17 protein-coding genes are annotated in these 18,733 nt (G+C 60.0%); 11 read left to right on the top strand and 6 right to left on the bottom strand.

Features of this window, described 5'->3' with window-relative positions; all coding sequences use genetic code 11:
- Positions 1-57: 57 nt before the first annotated feature.
- Positions 58-834 (bottom strand): LuxR family transcriptional regulator, encoded by a 777-nt coding sequence (locus BN1117_RS03550; RefSeq protein ID WP_040094881.1) that lies wholly within the window; start codon positions 832-834, stop codon positions 58-60.
- Between the two features lie 62 nt (positions 835-896).
- On the opposite strand from BN1117_RS03550, the gene BN1117_RS03555 reads away from it, so the two are divergent.
- The 5 genes from BN1117_RS03555 (at position 897) to BN1117_RS03575 (ending at position 7,614) form a co-directional block, all read left to right on the top strand.
- Positions 897-1,535: an acyl-homoserine-lactone synthase gene (locus BN1117_RS03555; protein ID WP_040094882.1), complete on the top strand. Its 639-nt coding sequence runs from the start codon at positions 897-899 to the stop codon at positions 1,533-1,535.
- A gap of 209 nt (positions 1,536-1,744) precedes the next feature.
- The gene (locus BN1117_RS03560) at positions 1,745-2,644 is read left to right on the top strand and encodes a LysR family transcriptional regulator ArgP (protein WP_040094883.1); all 900 of its coding nucleotides are present in this window, start codon (positions 1,745-1,747) and stop codon (positions 2,642-2,644) included.
- Between the two features lie 100 nt (positions 2,645-2,744).
- On the top strand, positions 2,745-4,781 hold the full coding sequence (locus BN1117_RS03565) for an exoribonuclease II (RefSeq protein WP_040094884.1): 2,037 nt from the start codon (positions 2,745-2,747) through the stop codon (positions 4,779-4,781).
- Positions 4,782-5,035: 254 nt separating this feature from the next.
- On the top strand, positions 5,036-6,676 hold the full coding sequence (locus tag BN1117_RS03570; RefSeq protein ID WP_040094885.1) for a sensor domain-containing diguanylate cyclase: 1,641 nt from the start codon (positions 5,036-5,038) through the stop codon (positions 6,674-6,676).
- A gap of 347 nt (positions 6,677-7,023) precedes the next feature.
- Positions 7,024-7,614, top strand: a complete 591-nt coding sequence (locus BN1117_RS03575) for an HAD family hydrolase (protein ID WP_040094886.1) — start codon at positions 7,024-7,026, stop codon at positions 7,612-7,614.
- A 132-nt stretch (positions 7,615-7,746) separates the two neighbouring features.
- Here BN1117_RS03575 and hfq read toward each other — a convergent pair whose 3' ends face one another.
- On the bottom strand, positions 7,747-8,106 hold the full coding sequence (hfq, locus tag BN1117_RS03580; RefSeq protein ID WP_040094887.1) for an RNA chaperone Hfq: 360 nt from the start codon (positions 8,104-8,106) through the stop codon (positions 7,747-7,749).
- A 175-nt stretch (positions 8,107-8,281) separates the two neighbouring features.
- Here hfq and BN1117_RS03585 point away from each other — a divergent pair, with 175 nt between their 5' ends.
- Genes BN1117_RS03585 through BN1117_RS03595 form a run of 3 tightly spaced genes read left to right on the top strand, consistent with a single transcriptional unit; the run spans position 8,282 to position 11,758 of the window.
- Positions 8,282-9,553: a paraquat-inducible protein A gene (locus BN1117_RS03585; protein ID WP_040094888.1), complete on the top strand. Its 1,272-nt coding sequence runs from the start codon at positions 8,282-8,284 to the stop codon at positions 9,551-9,553.
- Positions 9,546-11,195 carry an intermembrane transport protein PqiB gene (gene pqiB / locus BN1117_RS03590; protein ID WP_040094889.1) on the top strand — a complete coding sequence of 550 codons (1,650 nt, stop codon included), beginning with the start codon at positions 9,546-9,548 and terminating at the stop codon, positions 11,193-11,195. Before BN1117_RS03585 ends, pqiB begins: the two co-directional genes overlap by 8 nt.
- A complete protein-coding gene (locus BN1117_RS03595; protein ID WP_040094890.1) occupies positions 11,192-11,758 on the top strand; it encodes a PqiC family protein in 567 nt (188 codons plus the stop codon). Before pqiB ends, BN1117_RS03595 begins: the two co-directional genes overlap by 4 nt.
- 73 nt (positions 11,759-11,831) lie before the next feature.
- Here the strand turns inward: BN1117_RS03595 and rlmD are convergent, their stop codons facing one another.
- Complete coding sequence (gene rlmD / locus BN1117_RS03600; protein WP_040094891.1) at positions 11,832-13,184, bottom strand: 23S rRNA (uracil(1939)-C(5))-methyltransferase RlmD; 1,353 nt, start codon at positions 13,182-13,184, stop codon at positions 11,832-11,834.
- A gap of 274 nt (positions 13,185-13,458) precedes the next feature.
- Between rlmD and BN1117_RS03605 the strand changes: the two genes are divergently transcribed.
- Positions 13,459-15,183 carry a proline--tRNA ligase gene (locus tag BN1117_RS03605; protein ID WP_040094892.1) on the top strand — a complete coding sequence of 575 codons (1,725 nt, stop codon included), beginning with the start codon at positions 13,459-13,461 and terminating at the stop codon, positions 15,181-15,183.
- Between the two features lie 66 nt (positions 15,184-15,249).
- Here the strand turns inward: BN1117_RS03605 and BN1117_RS03610 are convergent, their stop codons facing one another.
- Positions 15,250-15,882, bottom strand: coding sequence for a TIGR04219 family outer membrane beta-barrel protein (locus BN1117_RS03610; RefSeq protein ID WP_040094893.1), 633 nt, complete (start codon positions 15,880-15,882; stop codon positions 15,250-15,252).
- A gap of 95 nt (positions 15,883-15,977) precedes the next feature.
- Positions 15,978-16,427: a copper chaperone PCu(A)C gene (locus BN1117_RS03615; RefSeq protein ID WP_040094894.1), complete on the bottom strand. Its 450-nt coding sequence runs from the start codon at positions 16,425-16,427 to the stop codon at positions 15,978-15,980.
- Between the two features lie 90 nt (positions 16,428-16,517).
- Between BN1117_RS03615 and BN1117_RS03620 the strand changes: the two genes are divergently transcribed.
- On the top strand, positions 16,518-17,267 hold the full coding sequence (locus BN1117_RS03620) for an enoyl-CoA hydratase-related protein (RefSeq protein WP_040094895.1): 750 nt from the start codon (positions 16,518-16,520) through the stop codon (positions 17,265-17,267).
- 18 nt (positions 17,268-17,285) lie between these two features.
- On the opposite strand, the gene BN1117_RS03625 is transcribed toward BN1117_RS03620, so the two are convergent.
- Complete coding sequence (locus BN1117_RS03625; protein ID WP_005335785.1) at positions 17,286-17,714, bottom strand: DUF2753 family protein; 429 nt, start codon at positions 17,712-17,714, stop codon at positions 17,286-17,288.
- A gap of 286 nt (positions 17,715-18,000) precedes the next feature.
- Between BN1117_RS03625 and BN1117_RS03630 the strand changes: the two genes are divergently transcribed.
- Positions 18,001-18,660: a CatB-related O-acetyltransferase gene (locus BN1117_RS03630; protein ID WP_040094896.1), complete on the top strand. Its 660-nt coding sequence runs from the start codon at positions 18,001-18,003 to the stop codon at positions 18,658-18,660.
- Positions 18,661-18,733: the final 73 nt, after the last annotated feature.

Raw genomic sequence — 18,733 nt, forward strand, 5'->3', positions numbered from 1 at the left:
CAATAGCAGGATCTGACAATTGAGTGCCCCCCCCTCAACCCCGAGAATCAGCAGGTTCTATTGCATCAGTTTGGGGAAGTTGGTGACAACAATCTGCTCAAGATTCGGCAGCAAAATGCCACTGCTAATCCCCTTGGCGATGGCCTGATAACGATTCATTGAGCCGGTTTTGCGAGTGACCTGATTAAGGTGGTAATTCACCGTTCGTTCGGTGATCCCCAAAATACAGGCGATCTCTCCCGATGTTTTCCCCTCACTGGCCCAGAACAAACATTCGGTCTCGCGATCCGTCAGGGCGGCTTGTGGATCCGAATCCCTCAGACGCACCACCCGGATGGCCGCCTCGAAGATGTAGTTGGCCATCCAGGAGAGGAGCGGCGAGGACTCCAGTAACAGGTCGCTCGAGGCCCGCTCGGAGGTGATGAAGGAGAGAATACCGTTCTCCCCGGCTGCACCGTGCAGAGGGAAGGAGATGCCGTTACGCAACCCGAACTCGGCGGCCAACCCCATCACGTCCATGGTTCCCTCCTGCAGAAAACTGGCCCGCTCATCGAGGCGGTTCCAGTAGATGGGCAGCGTCTGCTTGCGTGCCAGCCGGATCACCGGATCGCACGCCAGCATGTTGTTTTCGGTATAGGCCTGCACCCAGGAGTCGGGGCACTGGTTGAACAACACCACCTTGGGCCTTTGCATCGACATCGGCAGGATCAGGGCGAAGCGATAGTAGTCATAGCCCATCCCGAGCGTAAAGCGACCGATCAGTTCGGCCAGACGATTACCGTCCGTCACCGAAGTGAAATGTTCGAGGTACTCAAGCAGTTGGTCTCTGTTCATATGAAAGCCCCCTTGGCCAAGCTGCTGATTATAACGATGAATAGCAAGATAGAGGGTCCATAATGTTGGTTTTTAAAGGTAAATTGAGAGAACATCCACGAAACGAGGTGGAGAATGAACTCTATCGCTTTCGAAATCGCGTCTTTTCTGACCGGCTAGGCTGGGATGTAGAGTCTCATAGGGGTCTTGAGCGTGACAACTTCGATACACCAGACACCCATTGGGTGCTGATCGAAGACAAACAAGGAGTGTGTGGCTGCATTCGACTGCTCAACTGTGCCGATGCCTATATGTTGCCCACCATCTTCCCAACCGCCCTGGCCGGTGAAAGCGCACCACGCACCCCCGATGTCTGGGAGCTCACCCGTCTGGCTATCGATGCCCAGCGCGCTCCGCGCATGAGCAATGGCGTCAGTGAACTTACTTGCGTCATTTTCCGCGAGGTCTATGCCTTCGCCCATGCCCACGGGATCAGGGAGCTGGTCGCCGTCGTAAGCCTGCCGGTGGAGCGCATCTTCCGCCGACTTGGCCTGCCCATCGAGCGGCTCGGTCATCGTCAGGCGGTCGATCTGGGGGCGGTAAGGGGCGTTGGCATCCGCTTCCATCTGGATGAGCGATTTGCCCTGGCAGTCTCTCAGCCACTCATCGGACACTATCAAACTGCCATCTATCGCTCCCATGAGTTAGCGGCCCAGATATAAAAAATCCCGGGAAAGCAGACCCGGGATAAAGGTATCGCTGTATCGCTATGACCCCGCAGGGCTGCCCCCTGCGGTCTCTGGCAGTATGCCTTTCTTACAAGACAGACCACTACTGTCAGATATCACAGCGCAGCACCTCTCCCGCCGCCCATTGTTGTCCCCTGCCGAGTGACGTAGAGTCAGCCCTGAAGCAACGGAAGGGGCAGAAGATGAAAGAGCTGGACTACAAACTGCTGCGGGCACTGGATGCGGTACTACAGGAGCAGAACTTCGATCGGGCGGCCAAGTCGCTCCATATCACCCAGTCGGCCATCTCCCAGCGGATCAAGCAGTTGGAGCAACAGTTTGCCGAGCCGCTGCTCATTCGCAGCCAACCGCTGCTGGCTACGCCACTGGGCCAGAAACTGTTGGCCCACTATCGGCAGGTACATCAGCTCGAGCTCGAACTGGCGAGGGAGCTGACCCCCGACCAACCGCAAGGGCCAATCCGGATCAGCATCGCCGTCAACGCCGATAGCCTGGCCACCTGGTTTTTGCCCGCCATCGCCCCGCTGCTTGAACTCCACCCCATCGAACTCAACCTGCTGGTCGATGACGAGAGCCGCACCCTCGACAAGGTCCGCGAGGGTCAGGCCTTTGGTGCAGTCAGCCTGCAGCCCCAACCGCTGGCGGGTTGCTGCGTCGATGAGCTCGGCGAGATGCACTATCTGCTTACCGCCAGCCCCACCTTCGTTGCGCGCCACTTCCCTCACGGCCTAACCCGGGAGGCGCTGGCCAAGGCACCGGCAGTGGCGTTCGATCAGCGCGATGACATGCATGTGAGCTTTATGAGGGAACACTTCGGGCTGGAACCCGGTGGTTACCCTTGCCATACGGTCCACTCGTCAGAGGCCTTCGTCGCCATGGCCGAACAGGGGTTAGCCTACTGCCTGATCCCCGAATTGCAGATAAGAGGCCAGCTAGCCGCAGGTTCGCTGGTCAATCTCAGCTCGGACCATATTTTGCCGGAACGACTCTACTGGCACCGCTGGGTGCTAGAAAAAGGGGTCCACAAACAGCTCTCGCAGCGCCTTATCGACTATGCCTGCAGCTCTCTGAAACCACGCTGAGCAGGCCATTCACCTTGGCTTTGCAAGGCTAAAAACGTATAGTGCTGGGCGATCCTTCATCAGGTCTCCACCCAGGTTTTCCACTTCAGGTTCCTCACTTATGTTCCAAGACAATCCGCTGCTGGCCCAGCTCAAGCAACAAATCCGCGAAAACATCCCGAAGAAAGAGGGTGTGATCCGCGCCTCGGACCGGGGCTTCGGCTTTCTGGAGGTCGATGAGAAGACCAGCTATTTCGTGCCACCTCCCTATATGAAGAAGGTGATGCATGGTGACCGGGTGAGCGCCCTGATCCGCACCGAAAAAGAGAAGGAAGTGGCCGAGCCGGATGCCCTGCTGGAGCAGTCCGTCACCCGCTTCGTGGCCCGGGTCAAGATGTTCCGTGACCGCCTCAACGTGGTGGCCGACCATCCGCTGATCAAGGATGCCATCAAGGCCCGCGTCAAGAAGGGTCTGGATGAGAAAGAGTTCAAGGAAGGTGACTGGGTGGTGGCCACCCTCAAGCGCCATGCGCTGGTCGACGGCAACTTCTCTGCCGAGATTATCCAGAAGATCGCCGCCCAGGAAGATCACAATGTGCCCTGGTGGGTGGTGCTGGCGCGCCACAATCTGGCCCAGGTCGAACCGGCTGATTTGCCGGAATGGAAAGTGATCGAAGAGGAAGAGCTGCCCCGTCGCGATCTGACCGCTGTCCCCTTCTTCACCATCGACGGTGCCAAGACCAAGGACATGGACGATGCGCTGGCCATCACCAAACTGGATAACGGCTGGGAGCTGCTGGTCGCCATCGCCGACCCGACCGCCTATGTGGCCGAAGGGAGCGAACTGGACAAGGAAGCCGCCCAGCGCGCCTTTACCGTCTACATGCCGGGCCGCAACGTGCCGATGATCCCGCGCACCCTCTCGGACGAGCTCTGCTCCCTGAAAGAGGGCGAGGAGCGCAACACCCTGTGCGCCCGTCTGCTGATCGCCGAAGATGGTCTGCTACTGGAGGAGACCGAATTCTTCGCCGCCCGCATCTGCTCCCATGCTCGTCTCAACTATGACGATGTCTCCGACTGGGCCGAGCATGGCAAAGAGCTGTCTATCGACACTGGTGTGTTGGCCCAGCTGCCGCTGATGAAGGCGATGACCGAAGCACGCATAGCGTGGCGCACCGAGCATGCCCTGGTGTTCCCGGACAGACCCGACTACGACTTCGAGCTGGGCGAGAATGGCGAAGTGCTGGCCATCCACGTCGAGCCGCGCCGCATCGCCAACCGCATGGTAGAAGAGTCGATGATCGCCGCCAACATCTGCGCCGGTCGCGTGCTGGGCAAGAGCGTCGGTTACGGCATCTTCAACGTTCACACCGGCTTTGACGAAGAGTCCCTCGACGGTGCCATCGATCTGCTGAAGAGTGCCGAAGCCCCGTTCGAACGTGACGAGATCGCCAGTCTCTCCGGCTTCTGCGCCCTGCGCCGCTGGATCGACAACCTCGACACCCGCTGGCTGGACGGCAAGATCCGCCGTTTCCAGAGCTATGCGCTGATGTCCTCCGAGCCGGGCGCCCACTACGGTCTGGGTCTGGATGCCTACGCCACCTGGACTTCACCTATTCGCAAGTACGGCGATATGGTCAACCATCGTCTGCTCAAAGCGGTCATCGCCGGCAAGACCCCGGGCGAGCGCCCGAGCACCGAGCTCACCGAGCATCTGACCGCCTGCCGCCGTCTGCACCGCATGGTGGAGCGTGACATCGGCGACTGGCTCTATGTTCGCTACCTCAAAGCCGATGCGGGCACCGACAAGGTGTTCAACGCCGAGATCATCGACGTGATGCGCGCCGGCCTCAAGCTGCGTCTGCAGGAGAACGGTGCCGTGGTCTTCATGCCCGCCCGTCACATCCTCGACAACAAGGATCGGCTGGAGTGCAACTGGGACAACGGCCGCGTCTATCTGGACAAGACCGAAGTGGTCTACGAACTCGGCCAGATCATCGAGGTCAAGCTGAGCGAAGCGGTGGAAGAGACCCGCTCTCTTATCGCCAAGCCGGCGGTCGAGCTGGTGCCAGGCCCGGCACCGGAAGCCCCGGCGGCCGAGAGTGCGCCAGCCGATAGCAGTGAAACACCCGCTGAAGCTGCCCCCAAGGCAGAATAAGCCGCGCAGAATCATCTGATCTGCCCGAGAGCCCGCCATCGTGCGGGCTCTTTTTTGCCCGGCATCCCGCCCTACAAGCTGCCATATATACCGTTATGGCACACAGTTATAGCCACGATTGGCAGAGAACGCAGTGAATGTCTCCACCAGAATGGCTTAAAGCAACCATTATGTGCGCCACCTCTCCTTTCTGACATATTAATCAAGGAGAAATATGTCTATACTCGCTTGGGTACAATCCAAGGGATATTGGTATGCAGGAATGGGACCCGGAACACTTCACCAACTTCGCTCAGTTATGCGAAGTGAGCCTCGCCACCATCCGTGAAAAGACCGATGCCGAACGCCTCTACCTCTGGCTGAAAGCCCCCGAACCGCAGCTCTACAGCTTTCAGTTCGATCAGGGGCTGACCACGCTTGATCTCGCCCATCTCGGTCAACTGACCCTGCCCCACCACCTGATCGACAAGGCAATGGACAAGGGACAGCTGGTGATCGAACAACTCCAGCCACCGCCGGATCCCGGCGAAAATGTGGAGCCTGCCCAGCCGCAGTTACGCGCCTGTTTCCCTCTCAAACGCCATATGAAACTGGAAGGGGTCATCTATCTGGAGACCCGCCGCCGCATCGATCGCCTCTCCTCCCACCAGCGTCAGGGTATCCAGCTCCTTATCCACTATCTGACGGCCGAGCTCAGCAATCACCTGCTCTCCAGCCAGGTCAATCAGGAGCGGGACCAGCGGCTCCATACCCAGACCGATCTGGTACAGAGTCAAGCACTGCAAGGATCCTTCCTCACCATGTTGCAGGCGCTGCACATGGTCAGCGTCACCCTCTCCCGCAGTCGCAGCGAGAACGATCTGCTGCGAGATGCCGTGCTGCTGGCCCGCAAGGAGCTGCAGTTCGATCGGGTCGCCATCTTCCTGATCGAACCCGATGGCAAGACCATGCGCGGCACCTGGGGCACCAGCGAGGAGGGCGAGCTGATGGATGAACACAACTTCATCAGCCCCATTCCGGATCACCCGACTGTGCAAGAGGCGCTCAGGCGCAAGGACTACGTACTGGTGATGGAAGATACCCCCCTCTACTACGAGAAGCAGCAGGTGGGCCGTGGCTGGAACGCCATGGTATCGCTATGGGATGGCACCACTCCCATCGGCTGGATCGCTGCCGACAACCTGCTCTGGCACCGTCCGCTCAAGGCCTATCAGAGCGAGATCTTCAAACAGTACGCCGCCATCCTGTCGCAACTGCTGATCCGCCAGCGCACCCAGGAGCAGCTGGAAACCCTCAACCGCCAGCTGGAGGCCCGGGTCGCCGAGCGCACCATGCAGCTGGCCGAGACCAACCGGGCGCTGGAGGAGGCCAATCACCGCCTCTCCCTGCTGTCGCTGGAAGATCCCCTCACCGGCATCGCCAACCGGCGCCAGTGGGACATCACCATGCAGCGGGAGTGGGAGTGGGCACGACGCACCCAGAACCTGCTGGCGGTATTGATGATCGATGTGGACGAGTTCAAGGCTTACAACGACCACTTCGGCCATGCCAAAGGGGATCTCTGCCTGCAACAGGTGGCCCATGTGCTGCGGGATGCAGAGCGGCGCTGCACCAATCTGGTCGCCCGTTACGGCGGGGAGGAGTTCGTCATTCTGCTCTGCGCCCCCCAACCCGGTGAGGCCGAACAGCTGGCCGGGCGGATCCATGATGGCCTTGCCCGCTTAAAAATGCCCCATCCCGCCTCGCGGGTTGCTGATTTCATTACGGTTAGCATTGGCTTTAGCTATCTGATCCCCTCCCAGGACGGCTCATGGCAGACCCTGACCGACCAGGCTGACCAGGCGCTCTACCACGCCAAGTCACAAGGGAGAGCCCGCACTCTGGCCTACCGATGATCGCCATGCTGTTGCGTTGTTATCCCATCTTCCATCATCGGCTGGCTCTGGTGGCCTACGGCATGGACTATCAGCTCGGCTCACCGACCGAATAACGTAAAGCGAGCCATCGAACTGCACGAAGGGCCACTCTTTTATCTGTTTCAGCTGGTCAGCACCTATGAACAGGGCAACTGGGCCCTGCAGGAACAGTTTGCCCCCCAATATCAACTCGATCCGGCCCAGCTCACCCCCGTCTATTTTCAGTCACAAATGTGGGGGCAAGCGTTTCTCACCAGCTAGGTGATGGCGAGGCAGAAAACCGCTGGCTAGAATGGGCTCCCTTTTTCCAGAGACTGACCCGCACCATGACGCTTTCCGGATTCCAAGCCCTGGTCTTTGACCTTGATGGCACCCTGGTCGACTCCATGCCGCTGCACCTCGCCGCATGGGAACACACAGCCCGCGAGTTTGGCTTTCACTTCGATGCCGACTGGTTCTATGAGCTGGGTGGCATGCCGAGCCGCAAGATAGCCCTGCTGGTCGCACAGGAGCAGCAAATCCCCCTCGATCCGCTCGACGTCACCCGCTGCAAGACCGCCCACTATGTGGCCAACCTGCACAAGGCGACGGTGTTTCCGGCCATGCAGGCGCTGGTCGAGCGCTATCATGGCGTTATCCCTATGGGGATCGGCACCGGCTCACCCCGCGTCAACGCCGAGGCGGTGCTGCGCAACACCGGGCTGGATCGCTACTTCTCTGTGGTGGTCACCGCAGACGATGTTGAACTGCACAAGCCCAATCCGGACACCTTCCTGCTGGTCGCCAACAAGCTGGGGGTCGAGCCATCAGGCTGTCTGGTATTTGAAGATACCGGTATCGGGGTACAGGCTGGAGAAGCGGCGGGGATGCAGACCTGCATGGTCAAAGAGGGCAAACCGGTCGGCATAACGGCGTAGTGCGGAAAAAAATATCGCCCTGCAAGGGGCGATAACCGGAACCTGCGCTCATACGGGACATGAGTGAAAATGAGAGCAGGTTCCGTCAGCCGCTGACGCAGAGCGCATCAACGGGGAGTATGGGGCTGACGATTACTCCTTGTTGCCGCCGCCCTGATTGTCGTCATAGCGACCCGGCGCTCCGTGGGGGCGCGGCGCCATGGAGACACGCGGCTTGCGAGCGCGCTGGATATTCACCTGCGGACGACCGGTATGCATGGCGATGGTGGAGATCTTGGCCTTGTAGACCAGTTGCTGGTTGCCATGAGCATCCGTCAGCAGCACGCTGTACTGGTCGAACCCGCTAATGGTGCCTTCCAGCTTGATGCCGCTCACCAGAAAAATAGCGACCTGACTGCGGTTCTTGCGCAACCAGTTGAGGGCTGAGTCTTGCCCGTTTCCGAGGGAGAAGGCTTGCTCGATGGTGGAGTAGCTTGGGGATTCAGTTGTCATAAATTATTGTCCCGCTGAAAAAAAGTGGCGTTTGATTGTGCTAAATGGGCACAGGCTTGTCAAAGTCATTCTCACTACAGCCAGCAATAGCCAGCCTTCGGGGCTGGTCGCTGGCCGACACAACTGCGATAATCGCCAGCTCTGGCCTCACCACCGCCTAACCTGGGGTTTTATCTTGCATCCGGCTTCACCGCAACACAGCACCACCTATGTCCATGATGCCACCGCCTGTGAAGAGTGTGACCTGCTGATCCCGGCCACCCCCCTCGAGGTGGGACAGGCCAGCTGCTGCCCCCGCTGTGGTCACACCCTGAGCCGCCACTTGCCGCAACAAGAACGTCGCCCTCTCGCCTACGGCCTGGCAGCCCTGATCATGTTTGCACTCGCCAATGCCTTTACCTTTATGTCCTTCTCGGCCAAAGGGATAGGCCAGGAGATGACCTTTCTGCAGAGCATCACCACCCTGGTGGATGAGGGCTATCTGTTTCTTGGCGCCGTGCTCAGCATCACTCTGATTGGTCTGCCGCTGGTATATATGGGCTCCATCATGCTGGTGCTGTGGCGGGTCGATAAAGACCTGCATAGCAAGGCCCTGCGCTCCCTCGGCCGGCTGCTCTGCCGGATCAAACCCTGGCTGATGGTGGATGTCTTTCTGGTAGGGGTGCTTATTTCGCTGGTCAAGCTGATGGGGATGGCCGACATCAAGATGGGGCTGTCGTTCTGGGCCTTCGTCGGTTACACGGTGCTGCTTATCAAGATGATCTCCTCGCTGGACCGGATGTGGCTGTGGCAGCGACTGTTCGGCCCTAGCGAACCGCACGAAATAGACCCGGAAGCGGGTGCGCTGGAGTCTGGTCTGGTAGGCTGCCACATCTGCGGGGCCCTGAGCGAGGTGGGTAGCCACAGCTGTGCCCGTTGTGGCGCTCACCTGCACCCGCGAAAACCGGGCGGCTTGAACCGCACTTGGGCGCTGCTGCTCACCTCTGCCATTCTCTACATTCCGGCCAACCTTTATCCCATCATGGATACAGTGTTTCTTGGCGATGACAGCCCCTCCACCATCCTCGGCGGCGTGGTAGTCCTCTGGGCCATGGGGTCCTATCCCATCGCGGCGGTGATTTTTTTCGCCAGCGTGGTGGTACCGCTGGTGAAGATTCTGGCGCTGTTCTGGCTCTGCTACATGGTCCAGCGTGGCCATACCGACTCACCGCTCGGCAAACTCAAACTCTATCGCATGACTGAGTTTGTTGGACGCTGGTCGATGATCGACGTCTTCGTGGTGGCTATTCTGGCGGGCCTGATCCGGCTCGACAATCTGATGACCATCTACCCCGGCCCTGCGGCCGTCGCATTTGCAGGCGTAGTGCTGATCACCATGGTCGCCGCCATGAGTTTCGACTCTCGCCTGATCTGGGATTTACAACAAGGAGAGCGCGAACGTGAGTGAGCGTAAAAAAAGGTGGAAACCGGGCTCTGACTTTATGAGCTCGGCCGCCGCAATCTGGATGGTGCCCCTGCTGGCGCTGTTCATCGGTCTCTGGATGCTGTTCCAGCATTGGTACTCACAAGGCCCCAGTTTCACCCTGACAGTGGCCACTGCCGAGGGCATTGTCGCCGGCAAGACGGTGATCCGCTCCCGCGAGGTGGATGTAGGCCGCATCGAAACGGTCGAGCTGAGCGATGACTATAGCCATGCCGTGCTGAAAGGACGGCTGACCAATGCCGCCTCCGGCATGCTGCGCGGCGACAGCCAGTTTTGGGTAGTCAAACCCCGGGTCGGCCGTGAAGGGATATCGGGTCTGAGCACCCTGCTCTCCGGCGCCTATATCGAGCTCGCTCCCGGCAAGAAAGGCAAGGCGCGCGACCAGTACGCCATGCTGGACAAGCCGCCGCTGGCCTCGCAGGATGCCAAGGGACTGCGCCTCACTCTCAGCAGTCGTGACACCCGTGCACTGGGAGAAGGCTCTCCCATCAACTATCAGGGCTTCACTATCGGTCAGGTGGAAGAAGCCAAGTTCCTGCCAGAAAAGAGCGAGATGCAGTATCAAATCTTCATCAACGCCCCCTATGACATTCTGGTGAGCAGCAACTCCCGCTTCTGGCTGACCCCGGGCTTCGAGGTCTCCATGAGCAGCGAGGGGATGAAGGTGAAGATGGACTCCCTGGAGAGCCTGCTCGACGGGGGGATCACCATGGGCCTGCCACCCGGCTGGTCACCGGGTGACCCGGTCAAACAGCGCGAAGAGTTCACCCTGTTCCAGGATGAGGCGAGCGTGCTGGCCGGTAGCCTGGATCAGTTCATCGACTATGTCTTCCTGTTCGAGGATAACGTCGGTGGCCTGCACCCGGGCGCGGCCGTGCAGTATCGCGGCATTCGGGTCGGCACCGTCATCTCGGCACCCTACATGGTCGAGGAGAAGGGGGTTCGCATCTTCCAGAGCCGCCAGATCCCGGTGCTGGCCCGTATCGAGGTGCAGCGCCTCTCCCACCGTTACGCCAATGCCGAGAAGGAGCAGTGGCGCGCCCTGTTCGGCAAGCAGTTCAAGGAGGGGTTGCGTGCCAGCCTCAAGACCTCGAGCCTGTTGACCGGTGGCAAGATCATCGACCTCAACTTCTATCCGGACGCGCCACGCTTCGAGCAGGCCAAGCTGGCCGGTTATCAAGTCTTCCCCACCGTGCAGGGCGGGCTGGATCAGATCGAACGCAAGGTGAACCTGATCCTCGACAAGTTTGTCGACATGGATATGGCGACCACTCTGACCAAGGTCAACAGCTCCCTCAGCACCCTGGACGGCACCCTGAAGAACATCAGTGCGGTCAGTGCCAATCTGAACAAGCTGACCGGCAAAGAGGCGACCCAGCAACTGCCCGCCTCCCTCAACGAGAGCCTCAAACAGCTGCAAGAGACCCTGCAAACCTATGATGCCCAGTCGCAAACCAACCAGGACCTGCGGCAATCGGTGCAGACTCTCAATCAGTTGATGCGCGAACTGCAGCCGCTGGTGCACTCCCTCAACGAGCGGCCCAGCTCGCTGATCTTCGATCGCGCGTCCCCGGCGGACCCCGAGCCCAAGCGAGGAAAACCATGAAAAAAGAGATCCTGACGCTGGCCCTGCTGGGCCTGCTGGCGGGTTGCAGCAGCCAGCCAAGCCTGCACTACTACTCGCTGGATAGCGACACTCAACCGGTCACCGCGCCGGCCCAACCGCAGCACCAACTGGTGCTGCGCCCGGTGGCGCTGGCCAGCCAGCTCGACCGGATCAGCCTGGTCTATCAGCTGGAGGGGCAAGAGCTTCACTTCACCGAGTACCATCGCTGGGCCGGTGCGCTGGACGATCAGCTCAACCAGCTCACTCTCAATGGCCTCTCCAGCCGCCTGCCGGGCTGGGTGGTGCGGCAGGATGGCGCCCGCAAGGGGCCGGTGCTGACCATTCTGGTGGAACGCTTTCAGGGCCGTCATGACGGCAGCGCCGTGCTGAGCGGTCGCTGGCGCCTGCTGGCAGAAGATGGCACCGTGCTGCGCGATGCTCCCTTCCGTCAGGAGCGGGTGCTGCCGGCCGATGGCTACAACGCGCTGGTCAGCGAGCTGGGTCAGGGCTGGCAACAGCTGCTCGACCAGATCGCCGCCGAGGTGCGCCAGAGCGCCAGCTAATCGGCCAACCGCCAATGACAGAGATAAAAAAACGACGCCAGCTGGCGTCGTTTTTTATGGGCGAGAGTCATGCTCAGCTCTTGGCGGGCAAGCTCAGGCGAGCGACAGCCTCGACATGCATGGAGTGCGGGAACATATCGACCGGCTGCACCTCATCCAGCACGAAGCCCTGCTTGACCAGCCAGGCAAGGTCGCGGGCCAGAGTCTGCGGGTTGCAGGAGACATAGACCAGACGGCGGGGCGCCATAGCGACCAGGGTCTGCAGTACCGCCTTGTCACAGCCTTTGCGGGGCGGATCCATCACCACCACATCGGCGGTCACACCCTGGGCGTGCAGTTCAGGCATCAGCTGCTCCGCCTTGCCGACGTGGAATTCGGTATGCTCGATGCCGTTGAGGGCGGCGTTGCGACGGGCATCGCTGATGGCGCTCTCCACCGACTCGATCCCCACTACCTTGGCGGCCTTGCCAGCCAGGAACAGGGAGATGGTACCGATACCGCAATAGATGTCGAACACCGTCTCGTTGCCGGTCAGCTCGGCATACTCGAGGGCGCTGGAGTAGAGCACATCGGTCTGGGTCGGGTTGTTCTGGAAGAAGGATAGGGGCGAGATCTCGAACTCGAGTTCGTGGATCTTGTCGCGGATCACCCCTTCACCCAGCAGCACCCGGTTGGTCGCACCCAGAATGCGGTTGGTGCGCTCATCGTTGATGTTCTGCACCAGGGTAGTGACCGGCAGATCGCTCAGAGCGGTCAGCAGCTCGGCTTCGAACGGCAGCGCCTCCCCCAGGGTCACCAGCACCACCATCAGCTCGCCGCTCTTGAAACCCTTGCGGGTCATCAGGTTGCGCACACAGCCGCTGTGGTTCACTTCGTCATAGGCAGCGATGTCGTGCGCGCGCATCCAGTTGCGCACCCGGGCGTTGAGCTCCACGTGCAGCGAGTCCTGCACCGCACAGTCATCGGCGGTGATGAGATCGTGGGAGTGCTTGCGATAAAAACCGATCTCGGCACCGGCGTCGCAGCCACGCACCGCATATTGCGCCTTGTTGCGATAGGCGAACGGGCTCTCCATGCCAAGGATATCCTTGACCGGGGTGTCACCCAGCCCAGCCTGTTCCAGTGCGCTCTGCACCAAAGCCTGCTTGAGCTTGAGCTGGGCCGGATAGGCCAGCGGACGCACCTGACAGCCACCGCATTCGGTGTTAGGGCAGAAATCGGCAACCCGATCGGCAGAGGGCTGGAGCAGCTCGGCGACCTTGCCGTGCAGATAGTTCGGCTTGACCTCGGTCAGCTCCACCAGCGCCTGCTCACCGGGCAGCAGACCTTCGACAAAAAGGGGGCGGTCGAACAGGCGTCCTTTGCCATCTCCTTTGTCGGTCAGTTCCAGGATCTCGATCTGGTGTTGATGTCCCACTAACGGCATGAGCGGCTCCAAAAGTACTAAAAATGGGGGGTGATGAACGCGGCAGAGCCATGGCCATCGAGAAAAGGTGGCAGAGTTTAGCGGAGATCCGGCCAAATTGCAGGCATAAAAAGCCTGCTTGTTGCAATGGTCATTGCCCCAGGCTATCTGCCGGGCGTTGCCACCTTTCTGGTTGCGGCAAATTTAGCCCTTGGGCCATAACGCCCAGCCTGTTAAAATTCCGCCCTTGAAATTATCCTGGGCCCCGCGCCCGTTCTAGCTAAGGTCTACCGCGATGCGTACCAGCCAATATCTGCTTTCCACTCTCAAGGAAACCCCCTCCGACGCTGAAGTTGTCAGCCACCAGCTGATGCTGCGCGCCGGGATGATCCGTAAACTGGCCTCCGGCATGTATGCCTGGTTGCCAACCGGTCTGCGGGTACTGAAAAAAATCGAGAACATTGTTCGCGAAGAGATGAACAATGCTGGTGCCGTCGAAGTCTCCATGCCGGTGGTACAACCCGCCGAGCTGTGGCAGGAGTCCGGCCGCTGGGATGACTACGGTCCCGAGCTGTGCCGTCTGACCGACCGCCACAACCGTCCCTTCGTACTGGGCCCGACCCACGAAGAGGTGATCACTGCGCTGGTGCGTTACGAAGTGAACAGCTACAAGCAGCTGCCGCTCAACCTCTACCAGATCCAGACCAAGTTCCGCGACGAAGTGCGCCCCCGTTTCGGCGTGATGCGTGGCCGCGAATTCCTGATGAAGGATGCTTACTCCTTCCACATCGACAAGGAATCTCTGGTCGATACCTACGAGAAGATGCACGCCGCCTACTGCAAGGCGTTCACCCGCATGGGCCTGAACTTCCGTCCGGTGCAGGCCGATACCGGCTCCATCGGTGGTACCGGTTCCCACGAATTCCAGGTGCTGGCAGAGAGCGGTGAAGATTTGATCGCCTTCTCCGATAGCTCCGATTACGCCGCCAACATCGAGATGGCCGAAGCGCTGGCACCGGCTGGTGAGCGCGCTGCCGCAACCAAAGCCCTGACCAAGGTTGCCACCCCGGCCGTCCACACCATCGATGAAGTGGCCGCCTTCCTGAACGTGGCACCGACCGCCATCGCCAAGACCCTGCTGGTACTGGCAGAGGAAGATGAGCACGGCAAGCAGGCCGTTATCGCACTGGTACTGCGTGGCGACCACGAGCTGAACGAAATCAAGGCTGAGAAACTGGCTGGCGTTGCCAACCCGCTGACCTTCGCCAACGACGAGCAGATCAAAGCGGCCGCCGGTTGCGACGCTGGCTCCATCGGCCCGGTCGGCTTTGCCGGTCGCATCATCGTCGATCGCAGCGCCGCCCACCTGGCGGACTTCGTCTGCGGCGCCAACGAAACCGGCTTCCACCTGACTGGTGCCAACTGGGATCGCGACATCGCTTCTTACGAAGTTGCCGATCTGCGCAACGTGGTGGAAGGCGACCCGAGCCCGTGCGGCCAGGGCAAGCTGCTGCTCAAGCGCGGTATCGAAGTGGGCCACATCTTCCAGCTGGGTACCAAGTACTCCGAAGCGATGAAGGCGAGCGTGCTGAACGAAGCTGGCAAGTCCGTCACCATGGAGATGGGTTGCTACGGTATCGGGGTTTCCCGTCTGGTGGCTGCCGCCATCGAGCAGAACAACGACCAGTACGGCATCATCTGGCCGGACGCCATCGCTCCGTTCCTCGTTGCCATCGTGCCGATGAACATGCACAAGTCCGAGCGCGTGGCCGAGCAGGCACAGCAGTTCTACGCCGAGCTGAAAGCGGCGGGTGTGGACGTGCTGTTCGACGACCGTAAAGAGCGCCCGGGCGTAATGTTCGCCGACATGGAGCTGCTGGGCATCCCGCACGCCATCGTCATCGGCGATCGCGGTCTGGACAATGGCGTGGTGGAGTACAAGTGCCGCCGCACCGGCGAGAAGCAGGAAGTGGCTATCGGCGACATCATCGCCATGCTCAAGGCCAAGCTGGGCCGTTAATCCCGTCCTCTTCCCGATATAAAAAAGCGCGCCATTTGGCGCGCTTTTTGTTTCAGCGTTCGCTGCTTAGAAAGTGAATTCACCACCCATAAACCAGCCATCAACAGACTGATCGATATTGGCGAAGTCGACTTTGGCTTCACGCCAGCCGGCACGCAGCTTGAGAGGCATGGAGGAGAACTTGTAAGCACCGCCCAGACGGTAGTCATAGTTGTCTACATCGTGGGTGCGCAGATCACCGAAGAAAGAGATGCCGGTACCCGGGACCTTCACTTCACTCGCGGCATAGGCCATCAGGGTTTCTTTGTCATAGCCCTTGCGACCAACATAAACCTGCTCACCATCGTAGTGACGACCGGTCATACCCAGGTCAATCTTGAACAGATCGTTGTTAAACAGACGGTAGTAGAGGCTCAGATCGTAAGCGGTCAGATCATTTTTGAACGCGCCACCGGAAGTGCTGAAATCGGAGATCTCGAACTTGGCGTTCGGCAGGAAGATAATGCCGTGCTCCAGTTGCAGATAGCCGTTCCAGTTGTAGTTGTCGTCATAGCGGCCATCCGCGCTGGAGCCATAAGCCTGACCACTGCCCTTGGCGCCCCATACATCAGCACCGGCGGCAAAACGCCAGTCGTCAGCGGCCATGGCACTCTGGCTGCACAGAGCCAGCACAAAACCGGCAATCAGCGTCTTTTTCATTACGTCACTTCCTCTTGCATACATGGAAAAGAGCACTATTTTACTCGGTGCAGCCAAAATACCCAGTCTCAATCCTGAACAAGCGACGACAAATGTCAGTGCTTCATATGCTTCATGTCGCCCATCGGCTCAATCGGCTTCACCGGCAGTGACAGATCCAGCTGCTGACCATCATCCATGGTGAGGATGAGCGGGAAAGGGGTCTGCTCGGCGAGCGTGCCCACCTCGAACAGCATGATGTGCAGGCTACCCGGTTTGAGCACCACTTCGCCCTTGGCCGGGATCTCGATATTCTCGACCTGACGCATCTTCATCACGCCATTTTCGTGCAAGTGAGTGTGTAGCTCGGCACGTCCGGCCGCCGCAGAGGCAGCCGCCACCAGCTTGACCGGCTGGTCGGCATCATTCTTGAGCACCATAAAGGCGGCAGTGTTGGGGGAGCCCGGCGGCAACAGCCGCACATAGCCGTCGACAGACTCGACCTTGGCCAGTGCCGGCGCAGTCAGCCCCAGAACCAGCAGAGAATAAAACGCACGTTTAAACATGGTTGAAATCCTTTTATGATGTTGTTAAACGGCCCCAAGGTTACCCCAGCAGCAACCTTTTGTGCACCTTTCAATAACAAGGAGTTAGACATGGCCCCCATTCTCATCGCCGAGCAGCAGGATGGCTTGCTCACCCTGACCCTCAACCGCCCCGACAAGCGCAACGCCCTCAATACCGAACTGTATAAGCAACTGGTGGTGGCGCTGCGAGAGGCGGCGACCGATGAGGAGGTACATGTCCTGCTGTTACAGGGGCAGCAAGATTGCTTTACCGCGGGCAATGATCTGGCTGACTTTATGGGCAAGAGCGCGCTGGAGCCCGACGACCCCATCCTGCAGTTTCTCCACACTCTGGTCGACTTCCCCAAACCCGTGATCGCCGCTGTTGCAGGCCCGGCGGTGGGGATTGGCACCACCATTTTGCTGCACTGCGATCTGGTCTATCTGGCGGATAATGCCCGCTTGCAGCTTCCTTTCGTCGAGTTGGGGCTGGTGCCGGAGTTCGCCTCCAGCCTGCTGCTGCCACGTCTGGTGGGGCACCTCAAGGCGGCCGAGCTGTTGCTGCTGGCCGAGGCGATTGATGCCGAGGAAGCGCTACGTCTCGGGCTGGCCAACAAGGTGGTGGCAGCCGATGGATTACTCTCCTTTGCCCGCGAGCAGGGGTTGAAACTGGCAGCCAAACTGCCCAAAGCGCTGCAAAAGAGCAAGGCGCTGCTGAAACAGGAGCTTAAACAGGCGGTACACTTCGTTATCGATCTGGAGGCGCGCGCCTTCGCCCAGGCACTGCAAGGGGAAGAGGCGCAACAGCGCATCGCCCAGAAACTCAAACGGCGGGGCTGAGCTGCCGCTCAACGCCGGTCAGTTGAGGCGAAAACGGCCAATCAGCTCGCAGCCCTGCACCTTGTCCTGTAGCTGGATCAGCCGGGCAATTTCCGGATTGGGGTGGCGCTTGAGGAAGGCGAGCAGGGCGCCACGGCAGCAACCCAGCTCGCTGATCAGCGCCTCGCACTCCCGGTTCGGGCACTGCGGCACCAGCGCAGTGACCAGCTCGGAGGCGAGTTTCAGGTAGCGCAGCTCATAAGTCGGCTCATCCATCGCCCGCCAGAAGTCGGCCAGCCGGTGACAGGTGGCGACTCGCATGGTGGCCAGTTCAGTCAACTCGACCTGGGTCATCTCGTAAACATCCCCCAGCGCCTGCTGATAAAAACAGATCGCCGCCCCCAGCGAACCGGCCTGCCAGGCACGCTCCGCCTCCAGCATGTATCGTTGCCAACTTTGCGGTGTCATCTCTCTCTCCCGAATCCGTCAGAGTGGGAGTGTTATCATGGCTAATTGAGAATAAATATCAACCAGAGGGTTAGTGCAGGATCTCTGCGCAACCTTGGCAAACCCGGCGCCAGATCTTATGATCGCGCCCTTCCCCCCCTTCTTTGGAGCCCCTCACAATGCGACCATGCCTCCCGCAGATGCTGGGCTGCTCCCTGCTCTGCGTGCCCCGCATGCTGGTCTGGATCTATTAGCTGCACTCAAGCGCACGCAACCAATCCGATCCATTCAGCACAGGAGTACCAACATGAATACTTGCCAACACTGGTCGCAGGTCGAATACCTGCACCTGACGGTGACCAATCCCAATATCTGCCTCAAGGGGCAGCACAGCTACTACTCGGGCGCCTGGGATGGCCCCTTCGAAGAGGTGGCAGTGCGCTACCTCCATGGCGATCCCTTCAGCCGCAGCCCGGACACCGGCTGGGAGCCGCTGTGGCATATCGACCAGCTCCATATCGGCGACTATGTGCAGATTGCCGCCGGGGTGAAGATCATCATGGGGGGCAACCACACCCACAACACGGCCTTCATCAGCACCTATCCGTTCGCCGATCTGGCGGCTCTCCAGCGCAGCTACCGCCCCGCGGGGGATACCCGCATCGGCAACGATGTCTGGATCGGCATGGAGGCGATGATCATGCCCGGCGTCACCATCGGCGATGGCGCCATCATCGCCGCCCGCTCGTTGGTCAATCAGGATGTGCCGCCCTATGCCATGGTGGCTGGCACCCCGGCCAGGGTGGTGCGGATGCGCTTTGGCGAGGAGGAGATTGCCCGGCTACAGGCTCTCGCCTGGTGGGATTGGCCGGAGCAACAGGTCAACGATCTGCTACCGCTGATCCAGCAAGGCGAAGTCGCCCTGCTTGAACAGGCGGCTGCTCGCTGGGCGGAGCGCCATGAGTGACCACCACCAGCCAGCAGTAACAAGCTGACAGCAAGAGGGCGACCACTGGTCGCCCTCAGACTGCTGACAAACC

Source organism: Aeromonas australiensis (genome assembly GCF_000819725.1).
Classification (GTDB): domain Bacteria; phylum Pseudomonadota; class Gammaproteobacteria; order Enterobacterales; family Aeromonadaceae; genus Aeromonas; species Aeromonas australiensis.